5 protein-coding genes are annotated in these 17,281 nt (G+C 69.7%); all 5 read right to left on the minus strand.

Annotation, left to right across the window (positions count from 1 at the left end):
- Positions 1-64: 64 nt before the first annotated feature.
- Positions 65-4,315, minus strand: coding sequence for a nocobactin polyketide synthase NbtC (gene nbtC, locus ACWCPQ_RS22740; protein WP_449902133.1), 4,251 nt, complete (start codon positions 4,313-4,315; stop codon positions 65-67).
- A gap of 55 nt (positions 4,316-4,370) precedes the next feature.
- Positions 4,371-5,687, minus strand: a complete 1,317-nt coding sequence (locus ACWCPQ_RS22745; RefSeq protein ID WP_449902017.1) for a beta-ketoacyl [acyl carrier protein] synthase domain-containing protein — start codon at positions 5,685-5,687, stop codon at positions 4,371-4,373.
- A gap of 14 nt (positions 5,688-5,701) precedes the next feature.
- Positions 5,702-6,457: a thioesterase II family protein gene (locus tag ACWCPQ_RS22750; RefSeq protein WP_449902020.1), complete on the minus strand. Its 756-nt coding sequence runs from the start codon at positions 6,455-6,457 to the stop codon at positions 5,702-5,704.
- Positions 6,458-6,587: 130 nt separating this feature from the next.
- A complete protein-coding gene (locus tag ACWCPQ_RS22755; RefSeq protein WP_449902022.1) occupies positions 6,588-11,213 on the minus strand; it encodes an amino acid adenylation domain-containing protein in 4,626 nt (1,541 codons plus the stop codon).
- Positions 11,210-17,281: an amino acid adenylation domain-containing protein gene (locus tag ACWCPQ_RS22760; protein WP_449902024.1), complete on the minus strand. Its 6,072-nt coding sequence runs from the start codon at positions 17,279-17,281 to the stop codon at positions 11,210-11,212. Before ACWCPQ_RS22760 ends, ACWCPQ_RS22755 begins: the two co-directional genes overlap by 4 nt.

A 17,281-nucleotide genomic window follows, 5' to 3' on the forward strand; every position in this document is an offset into this window, starting at 1 on the left:
GTGTTCTCCATCCTGATGTTCCCCGCCGCCGACCCGGCGACTTCTACTCGTTCACGTCCGGGGCCTACGCGTCGCGCACGGCGGCGAACACCCGCTGATCCAGCAGCGCCAGTGGATGATCGGCCTCGGGCAGCACCAGCATCGGCCGCAGTCCCGACGCGGCGAGCTGATCCACCCATTCGTCCTCGGTCAGGAAGATCCGATCCGTACCGGCCCGCACATCCGTGGCCCCGGCATGCGGTTGTCCGGGTGCGGGCGACATGAGGAAATGCACCGAGGTGAGCAATTGGCTGTGCGCCACCACCGTCTCGATGAACACCACCGCACCGCCGGGATTCAGCAGATCGTGCAGTTCGCGCAGCGTGTGCCCGATGTGATGGGCGTTGTGCAATACGTTGGAGGCGATCACCAGGTCGTAGCGCGGCTGCCGCGCCAGATCGGCGTTCATGTCCACGATGGCGAACCGCATCCACGGCCGGTCGGCGAACCTCGCGCGCGCCGCGTCGAGGAAGAAGTTCGAGACATCGGTGAAGTGGTATTCGACCGGCAGATCGGTCAGCCCGGCCACGACATCGTCGGTGGTCCCGCCGACCCCCGCACCGAGTTCCAGGATCCGCACCGGCGACCGATCCGCGCGCAGCCGGGTGACCGTTCCGGCAACGATCTCCCGGGCGGCGTGGTTGAGATAGCGGCTGATCGCGTTCTCGCGATAGGTCGCCTCGGCGGTGAACATATCGCCGCCCGGGAACAGCAGTTCCTGCACCCGCATCCGGTCCTGGATCAGTTCGGTCAGATGTTCGTTGGTACCGCCGAGGAAAGTGGCGAGCTCGGGTGCGTAACCGAGATCCGTGCAGGCCTGCACGAGCTCGCTCCGGACCGGGGCCGGGAGGTCACGCACATAGCGATAGCCGCCGTCGGCGTCGCCGGTCAGCGACCCGTGCCGGGTGAGTTCCTGTAGCCACTGCCGCAGCAGCCAGCGGTGCCGCGCCGCGACCTTCAACCGTTCGGCGATGTCGTCGACGGTGTGTACGGCACCGTCGCGCAGAACCGGTTCCAGCGCACGATGCATGGCGGCGGCACCGAACAGGTCGAGATCGTGCCGGGCCGAACGCAACCGCTCGCTGTCCAGATCCGCGGGGACGACCTGTTCGGCCGCCCATCCGGCCTTCTCACCGAGATCCGCCGCGTCGACGGGCAAGGCGCTGACCTGGCGTATCCCGGTGCGTGGCGGCGTGGTTCGCGCGGGTGCGGTGCCGGGTGCAGCGGACCCGGCCGGCCGCAGCGCGGGCCGATCACCGAGGAGCCGGACCACATCGTCGAGCGAGGCCCCGCCGACCAGGTCGCCGACCGGTAATTCGTAACCGTATTCCTGCTGGACCCGGCGACGTAGTTCCAGGGCCTGGAGCGAGTCCAGCCCGAGCGCCACCAGCGGCCGGGTGGTGTCGATCGACCCGAGATCGTCCTCACCGAGAACCTGCGCGAACAGCTCCACGATCCGCTGGGCCGTGGGTACCGCGGCACCGGAGTCCGGTGCCGCGGTTGCCGGCGCCGGATCCGGGCCGCTTCCGGCCGCCGGGGTGACCAGTCCGGACAGCAGCGGTCCGTAGCCGAACGCGCCGAAGACCGAACGGCCACGGTCCCAGTCGAAGGCTGCGACGACCGTGTTCCCGGCCGACCGGCCCAGTCCCAGCGCGATGGCGTCGGCCGAACGCATCGGCAGATAGCCGACCTCGGCCAGCTTCGCGATATCGGAGGCACCGACCCCTTCGTGGACCGCCCACTGCCCCCACTGCACCGACACACAGTCCGTTCCGGCGGCACGCAACCGGTGCGCGAGTGCGTCGAGCATCCGGTTGGCCGCCGAGTAGACGATGGTGCCCCGCCCGGCCAGGGTGGCGGCGAGCGACGAGCACAGCAGTACCCGGACCCCCGCGGCCATCGGCAGCACACCCAGCACCTCGGTGAGCCCGCCGACCTTGGCCCGCAGCAGTTCGACCACCTGTGCACGGGTGATCTCGGCCAGTTCGATGCCCTCGATCCCCGCGTAGTCCGCGGCGGCGTGCAGGACGAAATCGATCGGCGTGCCGTCGAACTCGGCCGCCAACTCCCGCACGGCCGCGGGATCACCGATATCGCAGGACAGCACCCGGACCGTCGCTCCGGTAGCCCGGATCGGTGCGAGTTTCCGGGTCACCGCCACGGTTTCGCCGGATCGGCTGACCAGCGTGATCCGCCGCGAGCCGGTCCGGGCGAAATACGCGCAGAATTCCAGGCCGACCTTGCCGGTCCCCCCGGTGATCAGCACATTGTGCGGTACGGCAGCCGGTTCGGCGGCCGGCTCGGCCTCGGTGAGCCGTTTCGCGTAGAGGTTGCCCGCGCGAACGGCGAGTTCGGGCTCCTCGGCGGTGTGCAACGCCGTCAGCACCGCATCCGCCGTATCCGCGGTCGCCGCGGCGAGATCGAGATGCCGGAAGGCGATCCCCGGGTACTCCGCGCCGATCGACCGGAAACCGGCCGCCGCGGCGGCCGGTACCGGATGCGGCTCGTCCCCGGGCAGGACCGCTTCACCACCGACGGTGACCAGCCAGAAATCGGTGACGGTCGCCTCGGGTTTCGACCACCAGGCGCGGGTGCCGAAGAAATCCGCGACCGCCTCGCCGATCTCCTGATCGGAGGCCGCGGGCAGCAGGACGACGACGGCTTCGATCCCGGCCAGGTCGCCACCGGTATCCGCAGCGACGAGCCGGGCAGTCGCCCCGTGGTTCTCCGCCGCCGTGCACAGCGCCGCAGCCAGTTCGGCGCAGTCGCCGGTCGCGTCGACCAGGCCGACGGCGCGCGGCGCCACCAGCTTGCGCCGGGTCAGCCGGGTCCACTCCTCGACGAGCAGCTGGGCGGGCACCGCCGGTTCGGGCACCGGAGTCACCGGCGCCGGTGCCGGCGCCACCTGCGGGGCCGCGGCGACCGGCCGGGCCGCCGGTTCGGCGCCGACCCCGAGGGGCAACCACAACCGCTGCCGGCTCATCGGTGTATTCGGGAAGTCGAGCAGCGGCGGGCGGGGTGTCCCGCTCACCGTGGCCAGTGCCGACCAGCGGTAGTTCTGGTCGTTCACCGCGAGAGACGCCAGATTACGGGTGAACAGCGTGAGGTCCTCGGCGCTCCGATTGGAGGTACCGGTGACCGTCGCGGGCACCGCGTTGACGGTTTCGGACGGTGCCGTAACAGTTTCCAGGTTCTCCCGGATCGGGAGTTGCAGGGTGGGATGTTCGGCCAGTTCCACGAACGAATCGGCACCGGCTGCCACCGCCGCGGCGATCGCTCGATCGAAACGAACGGTGTTGCGCAGGTTCCAGAACCAATAGTCGTCGAGCGTCGTCTCGGTGGGGAACGCCTCACCCAGGGTGGCGCCGAACGCGGGAATCGCGCTGTCCAGGAAGTGCTGTTCGGTCAGCCGGTCGGCCAGGCTCGAACGCAGATCCGCGCGCAGGCCGCTGACCATACCGGTGTGCGCCGGATAGCGAACCCGGATGACCCGGCTGAACCGCCCGGCCTCGGCCAGGGTGTCGACCACCTCGGCGACCACTGCGCGATCACCCGAGATACCCACCATGCGCGGGGAATTGATCACCGAGACCTCGGCCCAGCCCGACCGCCGGGCGAGCAGGGATTCGGCCTCCTCGCGGTCGGCCTCGACGACCGCCATCGCGTAATCCTCGGGAGCGATACCGTCGACGGCTTCGGCCCGGGCACCCACGACCAGCAGCGCGTCGCGGCGCGTCATCTTCCCGGATACGTAGGCCGCGGCGATCTCGCCCTGGCTGTGCCCGACCACGGCCGCGGGTTCCACCCCGGCCGACCGCCACAGCGCGGCCAGTCCGGCCATCTGCAGGAACAACGCGGGCTGCACGAGCCGGGCCGAATCGTGCGCCGCCACGGAATCGTCGAGCAGATAGTCCAGCGGTGCGGCACCGAACAATTCGGCGAATTCGGCGACACAGCGGTCCACCTCGTCGCGATAGGCGGGCGAGCCTTCGTAGAAGACCTTCCCCATACCCGGTCGCTGCCCGCCCTGTCCCGGGAACACGAAGGCATGTTTGCGGGCGACGACGGTGCTGCTGCGGACCACGGCGGGATGTTCGCGTCCGGCGGCGACCGCGGCCAGCGCACCGTCCAGGGTGTCGCGGTCGGGCACCAGTGCCAAGGCCCGGTGGCGGCGCGCCACCCGGGTCCGGAAGAGCATATCGGCGATCTCCCCCGCGGTGACCGCAGCGTGCTCGCGTACATAGGCGCCGATCGCGGCCGCTTCCGTCGACAACAGATCCGGCGAATCCGCGGACAGCAGAACCGGAACCGACCCGTCGGGCATCCGATGGCTAGACATCGCCGTTCTCCTCACAGGCAGGCATCGCGATGATCGCGTGGGCATTGGCTCCACCGGCCCCGAACGACGAGATGGCGCCGTAGCGGTATCCGTCCACCGGTTTCCACTCGGTGAGTTCGGCGGCCAGCCGCACACCGGTGCGATCCCAATCGACCCGGGTGGTCGGCGTCTCGGCGTACAGGGTGGGTGGTATCTGTCCGTACAGGCCGGACAGCAGGAGTTTGGTCAGGCCGAGCATTCCGGCGGCCGCCTGAGCGTGACCGGCATTGGCCTTCACCGAACCGAGCGGAGCGGTCGAGCCGCCCTCGCCATAGGTGTTCTGCAACGCCCGGATCTCGACGGGATCACCGGCGCGGGTGGCGGTGCCGTGCCCCTCGATCATCCCCACGATTGCGGGATCGATACCGGCCGTGGCGATCGTCTTGCGGATCACCCGTTCCTGCGCATCGGTTCGCGGCACCAGGATCGGTTTGCCCGCGCCGTTGTGATTGTGGTGGGAGCCCAGGATCCGGCCGTAGATACGGTGCCCGAGCCGCCGGGCCCGGGATTCTTTCTCGAGCACGACCACGCCCACGCCCTCGCCCCACAGCGTCCCGGAGGCGTTATCGGCGTATGCGCGGCAGTGGCCGTCGGTCGACAGCGCACCCAGCCGGGAGAATTCGTAGAACGCACCGGCCGAACCCATGACGCTCACGGCACCGGCCAGCGCCCACTCGCATTCGTCGGCCCGGACGGCCGCCGCCGCCAAGTGCAGCGCCGTCAGCGACGACGCGCACGCCGAGTCGATGTTCACCGACGGGCCGATCAGTCCCAGACTGTGCGAGACCCGCCCGGACATACCGAAGGTGCTGAAACCGATCGTCCGGTGACCCGAGTACTCGTTGACCGCGGCCCCGCGCGGACCGTATTCCATCGGCGACGCGCCGAGGAAGCACCCGACATCCGCCCCGGCGAGCTCCCCCGGATTCATCCCGGCGTTCTCCAGCGCACGCCAGACCGTGCGCAGCATCACCCGCTGCTGCGGATCCGCGGCGAGGGCGTCACGTTTTCCGATTCCGAAGACACCGGGATCGAATTCGGCCGCCGTGTCCAGGAATCCCCCGGCATCGTTGACCCGGCTCCAGCCCTCCATCCGGTGCAGCGAGAGCAGCTCGTCGATATTCCAGCCACGATCGCGCGGGAAAGGGCCGATGAGTTCCCGGGATTCGACGAGCGCGTCCCACAGGGCGCGGGGTTCGTCGATTCCACCGGCCGTTTCGACGGCCATACCGGAGATGACGATATGGTCGGTCGCAGTGTCCTGAGCCATTGCAGATCCTCGTGTCATGCGTTCGATCCCGACCGTGCGCTCTCGGCCACCAGCCCGGCGAGGGCCGCCACATGGTCGTTCAGATAGAAGTGGCCGCCGTCGAACACCGTGACCTCCACCTCGCCGCTGTGGCGGCGCCAGCCGTTGAGATCGGCGATGCTGACGATCGGATCGCGGTCACCGCCGATCGCGTGGATCCGGGTGGCGATCTTCACCTCCGGATCGCACCGGTAGGCGTCGGAGGCCGCGTGATCGGCCTTGATGGCGGGCAGCGCCATCCGCATCAGCTCACGGCTGGCGAGCACATCGGAGCCGGTTCCCTCGAGTTTCGCCAGATGGTCGAGCAGTTCGTCGTCGTCGGTGGGGGCCGGTTTGCGGTGCTCGCCACGGCACGGTGCGACCGCGGCGGAGATCACGGCCTGGTTCACCGGCATACCCGCGGCCTCGGCGAGCTGGACGAATTCGAAGGACACCAGCGAACCCATACTGTGCCCGAAGGTCACGAACGGCAGTCCGCGATGTACCGCCGCGGCCCGGAACTCCGCGAACGCACCGTTCGCGATATCGACCAGCGAGGTGAGCGCCGGTTCGTTCGCCCGGTCCTGCCGGCCCGGGTACTGGAAGACGAAGACGTCGAAATCCGCGCTGAAGGCCTTGGACAGGGCCCGGTAGGCCGAGGCCCCCGACCCCGCGTGCGGAAAGATCAGCAGCGGCAGCGGATCGGCCGCCTTCGATCTGTGGAACTTCCTGATCCACCCTGGACTCTGCATACGATCACTCCGCTCTGCTGCTGTGTCGAAACGACCGGGGCATCCCGGTCCAGTGCCCGGCCGGCGGCGGGTCCAGCGCTGGACGCGACCCGATACCGCGGGGCTCGATGACGAATAGATCCACGGGTTCTCACGACTCCCGTGCGATGTGGGGCCGGAGTGCGAGCGCGGCGACGGCCCGGCTCCACAATCCGGCCAGCCGATCGATATCGGCGGCGGTGAACGGCCCCTCGCTCCAGCGCCAACGGGTCATCAGCCGCGGTCCCTCCGGAGTGGCGTCGACCGTGGCGATGAGACTGAGCGGATAGCGCACCGGCAGATCCGGTTCGGTATCCACCGGCAGGGCCGCGGCGAGGCCGGGATCGGTGATCATCGACCAGTCGCCGTCCCGGTATCCGCCGAGGTCCAGCCGGCCGAGATAGTTGAACTCGACCTGCGGGTCCGCGGCGGCGACGAGTTCGGGCACACCCACGATCTCGCGCAGCAGTCCGAAATCGAGCCCCTGCCCTGGGACCGCGCGCATCTGCGCGGCGACCGAATCCAGGAGCGCGCGAGCGGCGCCCGGCACTTCCTCGGCCCCCGTCACATCCACCGTGTCCGCGCCCGCGCCGAGCCGGACCGGGTACACGTTCGAGAACCAGCCGACGGTCGCCGAGATATCGCAGCCGGCCACGATATCGGACCGGCCGTGGCTCTCCATTGCGATCAGCGCACCGGCGCGATGATCGTCACCGCGTTCCCGCCGCCACGACGCCAGTGTCGCGGTCAGCGCGGCCAGCAGTAGATCGCGGATGCCGTCCTGGCCGGTCGCCGCCGCCAGGATCGACGCGGTGGTCGCAGTCGAAGCCGGCACCTCGGTGAATCGCAGGGACGACCAGGTATCGCTGTCCCGCACCGCGCGCACACCCAGTACCGGATCGGGATCCCGTACCCGGGACACCCAATAGTCGCGCTGCGCGGCCACCTCCGATTCCCCGGCCCGCTGCCACAGCAGCTGCGACCACCGGCGGTACGACGTATGTTCCGCCGCGAGCGCGGGCGTCCGGCCGGCGGCGATCTGCTCCCACGCCTGGGCGAGTCCGGCGATGAGAATGCTCCACGACACCACGTCCACCGCGAGATGGTGGGCTGCCAGCACGAGCAGGTCACCGCGGGGTGTGCCACGGAAACGTAGCGCGCGCACCAGTTGCCCACCATGGGGATCGAGTTCGTCGAGCGCGTCACGGGCCGCGCCGTGGATCATGGCCGCGAGATCGGATTCGCCGCGGCCGGAGTCGAACTCGATATCGGTCAGGACAGCCGCCGCCGAGACGGTGCCCGGTTCCCGGGTGACCAGGCGCGGGCCGTCCGGGGTCTCGGTCAGTACTGCTCGCAGTGTGTCGTGCGCATCCAGCACCGCCTGCAGTACCGCCTGCAGATCGGCGCGGTCCAGTTCGGCCGGGACCGTCAGCAGCACTCCCTGCGCGAGCCGCCGATAGTGCTGTTGTGCATACATCCACGACACGATGGGCAGTGGCGGCACCGGTCCGTAATCGGGTTCGTCGGATTCCGCGGTCACGGCCGAACCGGCATCGATCGCGGCGGCGAGATCGCGAACAGTCGGCGCGGTCACCACCATTCGCGGGGTCACGGCGAGACCGTGCCGCCGGGCCCGGTTCACCAGCGAGATCGCGACGATACTGTCCATACCGAGCGCGAAGAAATCCTCGTCGACACCCGGTGCGCCGCCGTCGAACACCTCGGCGAGCACCGCGCTCAGCGCGTGTTCGGTCGCGGTGGCCGGCTCCGCCCGGTCACGATGCTGCGCACGCACGAATTCGTCGGCACGCTCGGCGAGGGCGCGGACGTCGAGTTTGCCGTTCGTATTGACCGGCAGGGTGTCCAGCACGGCGAGCCGCGCGGGAACCATATAGGTGGGCAGCACCTCGGCCAGCAGACCGCGCAGCCGGGCCGGGTCCACCGGCCCGCCGGGCTCGGGCACCAGGAACCCCACCAGTCCCGCGCCGTCACCGCGGCGGTGCACGATCGCGGCGGCCGCGGCGATTCCGGGCAGATCGCGCAGCGCGGTCTCCACCTCGCCGATCTCGATCCGGTAGCCGCGGATCTTCACCTGATCGTCGGCACGACCCAGATATTCGAGACCACCGTGCGGACGGTGCCGGACCAGATCGCCGGTGCGATACATCCGTTCTCCGGCGCGTACCGGGTCGGCGACGAAACGTCCAGCCGTGGCGGCCGACCGGCCGAGATAGCCGCGCGCGACCTGCGGTCCGGACAGATACAGCTCCCCGACCACACCGACCGGTACCGGCCGCAACCGCGAATCCAGCACGTATGCCGACATTCCGGCGGTCGGCATACCGATGATGGCCGAATCCGGATCCGGATCACCGGGCCGGAGGGCGGTCACATTCGCGACCACCGCCTCCACGGTCGTCTCGGTCGGCCCGTAGCAGTTGTGCACCGCGACACCGGTCAGCGAGCGCAGCCGCGCCCACAGCTGCGCGTCGACGGCCTCACCGCCGAGGGCGAGCACAGTGAGCTGCCCGTCCGGCAGCCCGGTGGCCTCCAGCTGCCGGAACATCGACGGTGTCGTATCGATCATGTCGATCCCGGACCGGGTCAGTCCGGTGACCAGGCCCGTCGCATCGCGCATCGTCTCCTCGCCGAACACGTGGACGCTGTGCCCGTCGAGCAGGCCGATCATGGGTTGCCAGGAGGCATCGAAACTCAGTGACCACGCGTGCGCGATCCGCAGCGGCCGACCCAGTGCGCGGACCGCGGGCCGGTACACCCGCTCCCGGTGGTCGGCGAAATAGGCGACGAGCGCCCGGTGGGTATTCGCGACCCCTTTCGGCTCACCAGTGGAGCCGGAAGTGAAGATGACATAGGCACAGTGGTCCGGATGACGGCGCACCGGAGGCGCCCCTACCGGACGCCGCTCGATACGGCCGGCGACCCCCGGATCGTCGAGGTCCAGCGCGGGCGGGCCGTCCGGATCGGCCGCGTAACCCGTTGCGGTGAGCAGTAGCCGCGGCCGGGACTGCCGGAGGATCGATCCGATGCGCGCCGCCGGCAGGGTGATGTCGACGGGCACATAGGCGGCACCGGCCGCGAACACCGCCAGCACCGCCACGATCGACCGCGCACCGCGCGGCAGGCACAGCGCGACCGTGTCCTCCGGCCCGACCCCGGCCGCGACGAGTTCCCGGGCCAGCCGGGTCGCCCGATCGTGCAGTTGCCGGTAGGTCAGCTCCACGGCGTCCGGCGTCGAGATGTTCGTAGTGGTCGCGCCCGGGGTGGCGTCGGCGAGCGCCACGGCGTCCGGAGTGGCCGCGACCTGACGTTCGAAGAGCTCGAAAACCGTCGACCCCGAATCGGTCTCGGGCAATTCCGGAACCACGGCGCCGCGCAACAGCCCCGCGGCATCGGCGGCCGAGTGCACCTCGACGGTGCCGGTCGCCGCCCCGGCGATGCCGGGGAGGCGGCGCAGCACGGTGAGCATCATCGACCCGATATCGTCCGGCCGGTACGGCAGCGCGCCCGGTACGGCTTCCACCGCGACCAGCAGTTCGTCCTCGTAGATGTGCGCGACCACCGTCAGCGGATAGTGGGTGAGGTTCTTCGACAGCACCGGCTCGAAGGCGACCCCGCCGGATCCGAGGTCTCCGGCAAGCCCGTCCAGCGGGGCGTTCTGGAACACGAACATCGTGTCGAACAGCGCGCTGTGCCCGGCGGCCAGCTGCACCGATGACAGGCTGAGGTAGCCGATTTCCCGCATCGCGGCGGATTCATGTTGCAGCCGTCGACAGCTCGCCGCCACGGTTTCGGCCGGGTCGAGCCGGAAGGCGACCGGCACCGTATTGATGAACAGGCCGATCATCCGGTCCACGCCCGCGATCTGGTCGGGACGCCCGGTGACCACCGTGCCGTAGACGGTGTCCGCGCGGTCGGTGAGCCGGGACAGCACCACCGTCCAGGCGAACTGCACCGCCGTGTTCAGCGTGATCCCGTGCTCGCGTGCCCAGTTCCGCAGTGTCCGGGTCTCCGCGACGGTCAGGCCGACCCGGGTGATCTCGGGAGGTACCGGGTCGGCCGGTCCGCCGAGGCTCAGCGCGGCCCCGCCCTCGCCGACCATGAGCGGGCCGCTCACCGGTTCCAGGTACCGCATCCACTGCTGCCGCACCAGATCCGTATCCCGCCCGGCCAGCCAGCCGATGTAATCCCGGTACGGCCGCACCGGCGGCAGTACCTCCGGTGCGGCACCGGCCGCGTACAGCATCCGCAGTTCGGCGAAGAACAAGCCGAGCGACCAGCCGTCCAGCAGGATGTGGTGCGCGGTCACGATCAGCCGGTGCCGCTCGGTACCGTCCGCGGCCGCGGGCCGGGTCACCAGGGCGGCACGCAGCGCCGGGCCCTTGCGCAGATCGAACGGCCGCCGCGTTTCGGCCTCGGTGACCGCGTCCACCTCGGTGTCGTCGGCGTGGAGTTCGAGCCAGGGCAGATCGATCGCGGTCGGGATGATCTGCACCGGTTTGGGCAGATCCTCGTCCCAGAACACCGCCCGCAGGTTCGGATGGCGGACCAGCAGTGCCTCGAGGCTGCGGCGCAGCACCGCGATATCGAGCGGGCCGGTGATATCGACCGCGAACGGAATCGAGTACACATCGTGTCCCGCGGCGGTCAGCTGGGCCAGGGTGAACAGCCCCTCCTGGAGCGGGCTCAGCGCCAGGACGTCTTCGATCTCGGCGTTCACTGCCACATCCTCCGCATCACCAGCAGTCCTTCGTCTTCTTCGGTGAGAATCGATGCCGCACCGGCCGGACGGTCCGGATGCTCCGCGACAGCGCGGAGGGTGTCGAGGAACGCGGCCTGCACGATCCGCGCGTCATCGGGTTCGAAGGCGTCCTCGGCGTAGAAGATGATGGCCTCGACCTTGTCGCTGAGCAGCAGCGAATTCGCCGGGAAGATCATCAGCAGCAGCGCGTTGTCGGTGGCGCCGCCCGCGTCGAAGGACACCAGTTCCAGCCCCGCGTCATCGAGCAGTCCGGCCAGCTCCCGGCGGCGCGCCGGATACGACTCCAGCACGAACATGCTGTCGAAGAGTCTGCGCGCCCCGGTTGCCCGGATGGCCGAGGTCAGCGGGTACTGGTGGTACTCCATGAGTTCCACCCGCCGCGATCGGGTCGCGGCGAGCAGTTCCCGCCAGGTCAGCTCCCGCCGGATCGGTACGACGGCGGGCACGATATTGGCGAAACAGCCGATGGCCTCGTTCACGCCGTCGAGATCGGCCGGGCGGCCCGACACCGATTCGCCGAACACCGGGGTCTCGTTCCCGGTCACGTAGCGCAGGACGTTCGCCCAGGCCAGCTGGCACACCACACCGAAGGTGGTACCGAGCTCGGTCGCCAACGCGGTCAGGCGGCGCACCAGGTCGTCGTCGATCGCGAACTCGCAGGCGACCGGCTGGGTCGATCCACCCGGTGCGCGCCCGGGCGCGACCAGGCACGGTTCGATCCCGTCGAGCACTGCGCTCCAGGCCGCCTCGGTGGCCGCTTCGTCGTCGCGGACCCGGTCCAGGAAGCGGGCGAAGGTCTCCGGGTCGGCGAGGGGTTCGGCCCCGGGTACCGCGAACTCGGCGAAGATCTCCTGCGTCAGCAGCTGTCCGGACCAACCGTCCAGCAGCAGGTGATGCATGGTCAGCACGATCAGGTGGCGTGCTCCGGGCAGCCTTACCACGGTGACCCGGAACATCGGCCCCCGGCCGAGGTCGAACTGTTCGGCCTGGTCGGCCCGGATCAACTCCGCCACCCGGATGTCGGAATCCGGGTCGTCGGCGAAATCGACTTCGCGGACCGGGATATCGACGTGCGGGGCCACGATGCCGTACGGGGTGCCCGCATGCGAGACCGAGATCGTGATCCGCAGATTCGGATAGCGGTTGAGCACCGTGTCGTAGGCGGCGGCCAGCCGCCCGATATCGAGGTCGCCGCGCACACCGATCAGGGTCTGCACGTTGTAGAGGTCGGCGGATCCGGCGCTGAGGGCGGTGAAGAACAGGCCGGACTGCATCGGCGCCAGCGGATAGACATCCGCATAGGTGCCGTGACCGGCTTGCCAGCGATCCAGATCGAGCTGGGTCACCTCGCGGGCGAGTACATCGCTGGGGGTCGGCCGGCGGCCCGGATCCTCGCGTACCGTCTTCGCCAGTTCGCGCAGCGCACCCAGCCACAGGTAGCCCAGTTCACGGGCTTCGGCCCAGGTCAGTTCCCCTGCAGCACAGCGCAATACAGCGCGCAGTATCGGTTCACCGGTGTCTGCCAGCACGGCCGTCTCGAACGCGATCGGTACCTCTGCGGGCTGATCGGCCGCGGCGTACGCGCCCGGAAGGATCGACTCCGGCGCGATCGCGCCCACCTCGTCCGCGCCACCCATCGGGAACCGGCCCAGATAGCCGAAGCCCAGCTGTGGTTCCGCGGCGTTCCGCAGGGACGCACCGGCGGTGGACCCGCGCAGCAGCCCGTAGCCGATACCGGATCCGGGTACGGCGCGCAGTTGTTCCTTGACCGCCTTGACCGCGGCGGTCATATCCGGTTCATCGGATTCGGCGGCGATATCGAACACCACCGGAAAGGGGCTCGCGAACGAGCCGGCTGTACGCGTCAGATCAGCTCCGGGGAAGAGCTTCTCGGCCCGGCCGTGCCCGGTGACCATGAGCGAAACGGTGGCCGCGTCCCGGTCCCGGGCGCGCCGGAACCGATGTACGGCCACAGTCAGCGCGGCGATCTGGATATCGGCGAAATCGCAGCCGAAAGCCCGGGTGGCGGTCTCGGCGAGCACAGCGGTGTCGTGGCGGTCGAGTTCGGCGGTGACGGTCACGGTACCGGTATCGGTATCGGCGGGGTCGGGTTCTCCGGTGCCCAGTAGCGGGTCCGGGCCCGCGGTGGCCCGCCGCCAATGCTCGAGTTCCCCGGTCACGGTATCGGCGTAGCGGATCAGGTTGGTGTTCCAGGTCCGCACCGAGGTACCCGATCCGGGCGCGAGCGGTTCACCGGCCCACAACCGGCGCAGATCGTCCTGCAGGATCTGCCACGTCACCGCATCGGTCACCAGGTTGTGGATCACCAGGAGGAGCCGGCCGATCACCGCATCGGGCGTCCGCACCCAGACCGCTTCCAGCACGGCCCCGGTCGCGGGGTCCAGTGTTGCCGCGGCGGCCTGTGCCTGTTCGGCCAGAACCTCCGCGGCCCGGTCCCATTGCCCGGCCGGTAGTTCGATCTCGCCGATCCGGGGATAGCGCACCGGCTCGCCGGGCGCCGGTACACAGTAGGAACTCCGGCCGTCGGGGCCGGTGCCGATCCGGGCTCGCAGCAGCGGATGCCGGTCGACGAGAACCCGGAGCGCGGCGGCGAGATCCGGTGCGGTGGTACCCGCCGGGGTCACCAGCGCCGTGGCCCGGCCGCGGGTGCGGTGGGACGCGGCGGCCGGATCGGTGCGTTGCGCTGCCGGGCCGAGCGGTATCCAGCCGCTGTCACCCGCGTCGGGCAGAACCGGGGCATCCGATGCCGGTATCGGCGCGGCGGCGGCCGCGATCGCGGCGACCGTGCGCGCCTCGAACAGGGCGCTGGTGGTGACGGCCAGGCCGCGTTTCCTGAGCGCCGAGACCAATCGGATCGCGCTGATGGAATCACCACCCAGGGCGAGGAAATCGTCGTCGGCCGCCAATATCGTCGCCGCGGGTATCTCCAGTACCGACCGGATGGACTGCGCCACTTCTTGTTCGGCACCGGCGCGCAATGCCCGGCCGCGCCCGGCGTCGCTGCCCAGATCGGGTAGCGGCAGCGCCTTGCGGTCGAGTTTCCCGTTGGCGGTCAGCGGCAGCCGGTCCAGCCGGACCAGAGCCGCGGGAATCATGTAATCGGGCAACCGTTCGGCCAGCCGGGCCCGGATACGAGTGGCGTTCTCCGCCTCGCTGTCGGTCGTGAAGACCGAATCGGTCTCGGGTACGTAGTAGGCGGCCAATGCCGTATCGGTGTCCCTGGCCACCGCGATCGCCGCCGCGGCCGCGATCCCGGGTACCTGCTTCAGCACCGTCCCGATCTCGCCGAGCTCGATCCGGTGCCCGCGGATCTTCACCTGATCGTCGGCCCGGCCCAGGTATTCCAGACGTCCGCGGGAATTCCACCGCGCGATATCGCCGGTCCGGTACATACGCGCCCCGGCTTCGACCGGGAACGGACAGGCCACGAAGGTCGCTGCGGTGGTGCCGGGACGCCGGTGATATCCCTGTGCCAGCTGGACGCCCGCGAGATACAGCTCACCGGTGACCCCGACGGGTACCCGGCGCAACTGCTCGTCCAGTACGAAGACCGAGGAGTTCGCCTCCGGAATCCCGATCAGCGCGGGCCCCTGTTCGGGCGCTCCCGCGAAGTCCTCGTGCGTGATGTCCATGGCCGCTTCGGTCGGCCCGTACAGACCCAGTACCGTCCCGCCGAACACCCGGGTCGATTCCGCGACCAGCGCCGGCGGCACCGCCTCCCCGCCGAGATACACGAACCGCATCGACCGGAACCGGTCCGGATCGGGTCCGGAATCCAGGAGTGCGCGCACCACACTGGGTACCAGCGAGATCTGGGTGATGCGGTGCCGGGCGATGATCTCGGTGAGCGCCTCCACATCCGCCTGCCACCAGTCCGGTGGCGGCAGTACGGTGGCCGAACCGGTGCACAGCGCGTTGACCAGTTCGAACACCGAGACGTCGAACCCGATGGGCGCCTTCTGCAGAATACGTTCGGCACCGAAGCCGAAATGGTCGTGCATCCATTGCACATGGTTGGCGGCGGCACGATGGCCGACCACCACGCCTTTGGGCCGCCCGGTGGTACCGGAGGTGTAGAGCAGATAGGCGGCATCGAGGGGGTGCACCGGCCGGGCGGGTTCGGCGGCGACACCCCGCAGCCGCTCCAGCGCGGCGACGATCTCGTCGTCGGCCAGGTCGACGACCGGGATACCGTCGGCCCCGGGAAGTGCACGATCACCGTTGACCGAGCGCACCAGCAGCGCCGGTGCCGCATCGGCGACCAGGAACGCGATCCGGTCGGCCGGATAACTCGGATCGATCGGGGTGTAGACCGCCCCGGCCCGCAGTACCGCGGCGAAGATCACCGGCAGTTGCGCACTGCGTTCGGCGAACACCCCGACCCGGTCGCCCGGTCGCACACCGCGGTCGGCGAGCAGCCGGGCCAGCGCCGCCACCCGGGTACCGAATTCGGCGTAGCTCAGTTCGATATCGCCGAACACCACGGCCACCCGGTCGGGATGGGTCGCCGTGGCGTCGCGGATCATCCCGTCGAGAGTGTCGCGCCGGATCGGCACTCGCGGTCCGGCCGACCAGCCGGCGAGTTTCGTGGCATCGGCGTCCGACAGCTCGAGCAGCCGGTCCAGTGGTGTATCGGCGGCCGCGTTCGCCAGGATGCGATCGAGGTAGTCGTGCAGCCGGTCGACGGTGGCCGCGTCGAAGAGATCGGTGCGATAGGTGATCTGCACCTCCACCCGGTCGGCGTGGACGAATCCCTCCACCGCCAGCGGCAGCAGGGCCGCGCCGTGGTCGGCCAGCCGCCAGCTGGTGCGCACACCGGGTAGGTCGGGTCCGGCGAACTGCTGCTGCACGAACAGCACCAGCACATCGAACAAATGCGAACCGATATTGCCGGTGGCCCGGTTGACGGCCCGGACGATCGCCTCCTGCGGAAAGTGTTTGTGCGCGAAGGCCGCGTTGCTGACCTCCCCGGTATGCCGGACCAGATCCGCGAAGGTGGCGGCCGCTCCGCCGGTGAGGCGCAGCGGCAGCATATTGATCAGGTTGCCGATCAGATCCTCGGTGCCCGATTCCTCGCGGTTGGCGACCGCGGTGCCCACCACCATGTCCCGGGTACCGGTGATCCGGCGCAGCGACAGATAGCAGGCCGCGAGGAAGACCTGTAGCGGCGTGGCCCGCAGCCGCTCGCCGAGGGTGCGCAGTGTCGCCTCCGCGGCGGCGCCCAGCAAGCGGTCCGACCGCATTCCGCGCTCGGTGACGGCACTCGGCCGCCGGTCGTAGGGCAGCGCCAGTTCCGGCAGCTCCCCGTCGAACCGCCCGGCCCAGAATTCGCCGGCGGCCGTATGGTCGGCGTCGGCGTAGCGATCCTGCTCCCATTCCGCGTAGTCGGCGATCTGCCGGACCGGCGGTTCGACCCGGATCGCACCGGCGAGCGCCTGCCGATAGAAACGCCCCACATCCCGCGACAACGCCGGCAGCGACATTCCGTCCCAGGCGATGTGCTGGATGACCACCACCACGACCACCGTCTCGGTATCCAGGCGGACGAAGGTGAGCCGCATGGCGGAATCCGCGGACAGATCGAAGCTCTCGCGCGCGGCCGCGGCCACGAGCTCGTCGACCCGCAGACGCGCGGTCGCGGTGTCCACGCCGATCAGCTCGGTCTCGGTGATCCGCGGCGGGAGATCGGCGTGTATCCGCTGGTAGGGATTGCCGGATTCGTCGACGTGATAGGTGGTGCGCAGCACTTCGTGCCGCTGGGCCAGTGCCGAGAACGCCGCGCGCAGCGCGGTATCGCGCACCTCGCCGCGGAAGGTCAGGACCTGGCATACGTTGTAGGCGGTGCTGTCCGGGTCGATCTGCTGATGGGCCCAGACGAACCGCTGCCCGAACGAGAGCGGGGCCCGCCCGGGATCACGGCGGGCCGGTACCTCGGGTGCGGCGGCCAGCCCTTCCTCGGCCAGCCGGACCCGCATCAGTTCCGCGAGTTCATCCAATGTCGGCAT

The sequence above is a fragment of the Nocardia sp. NPDC001965 genome (genome assembly GCF_053594175.1).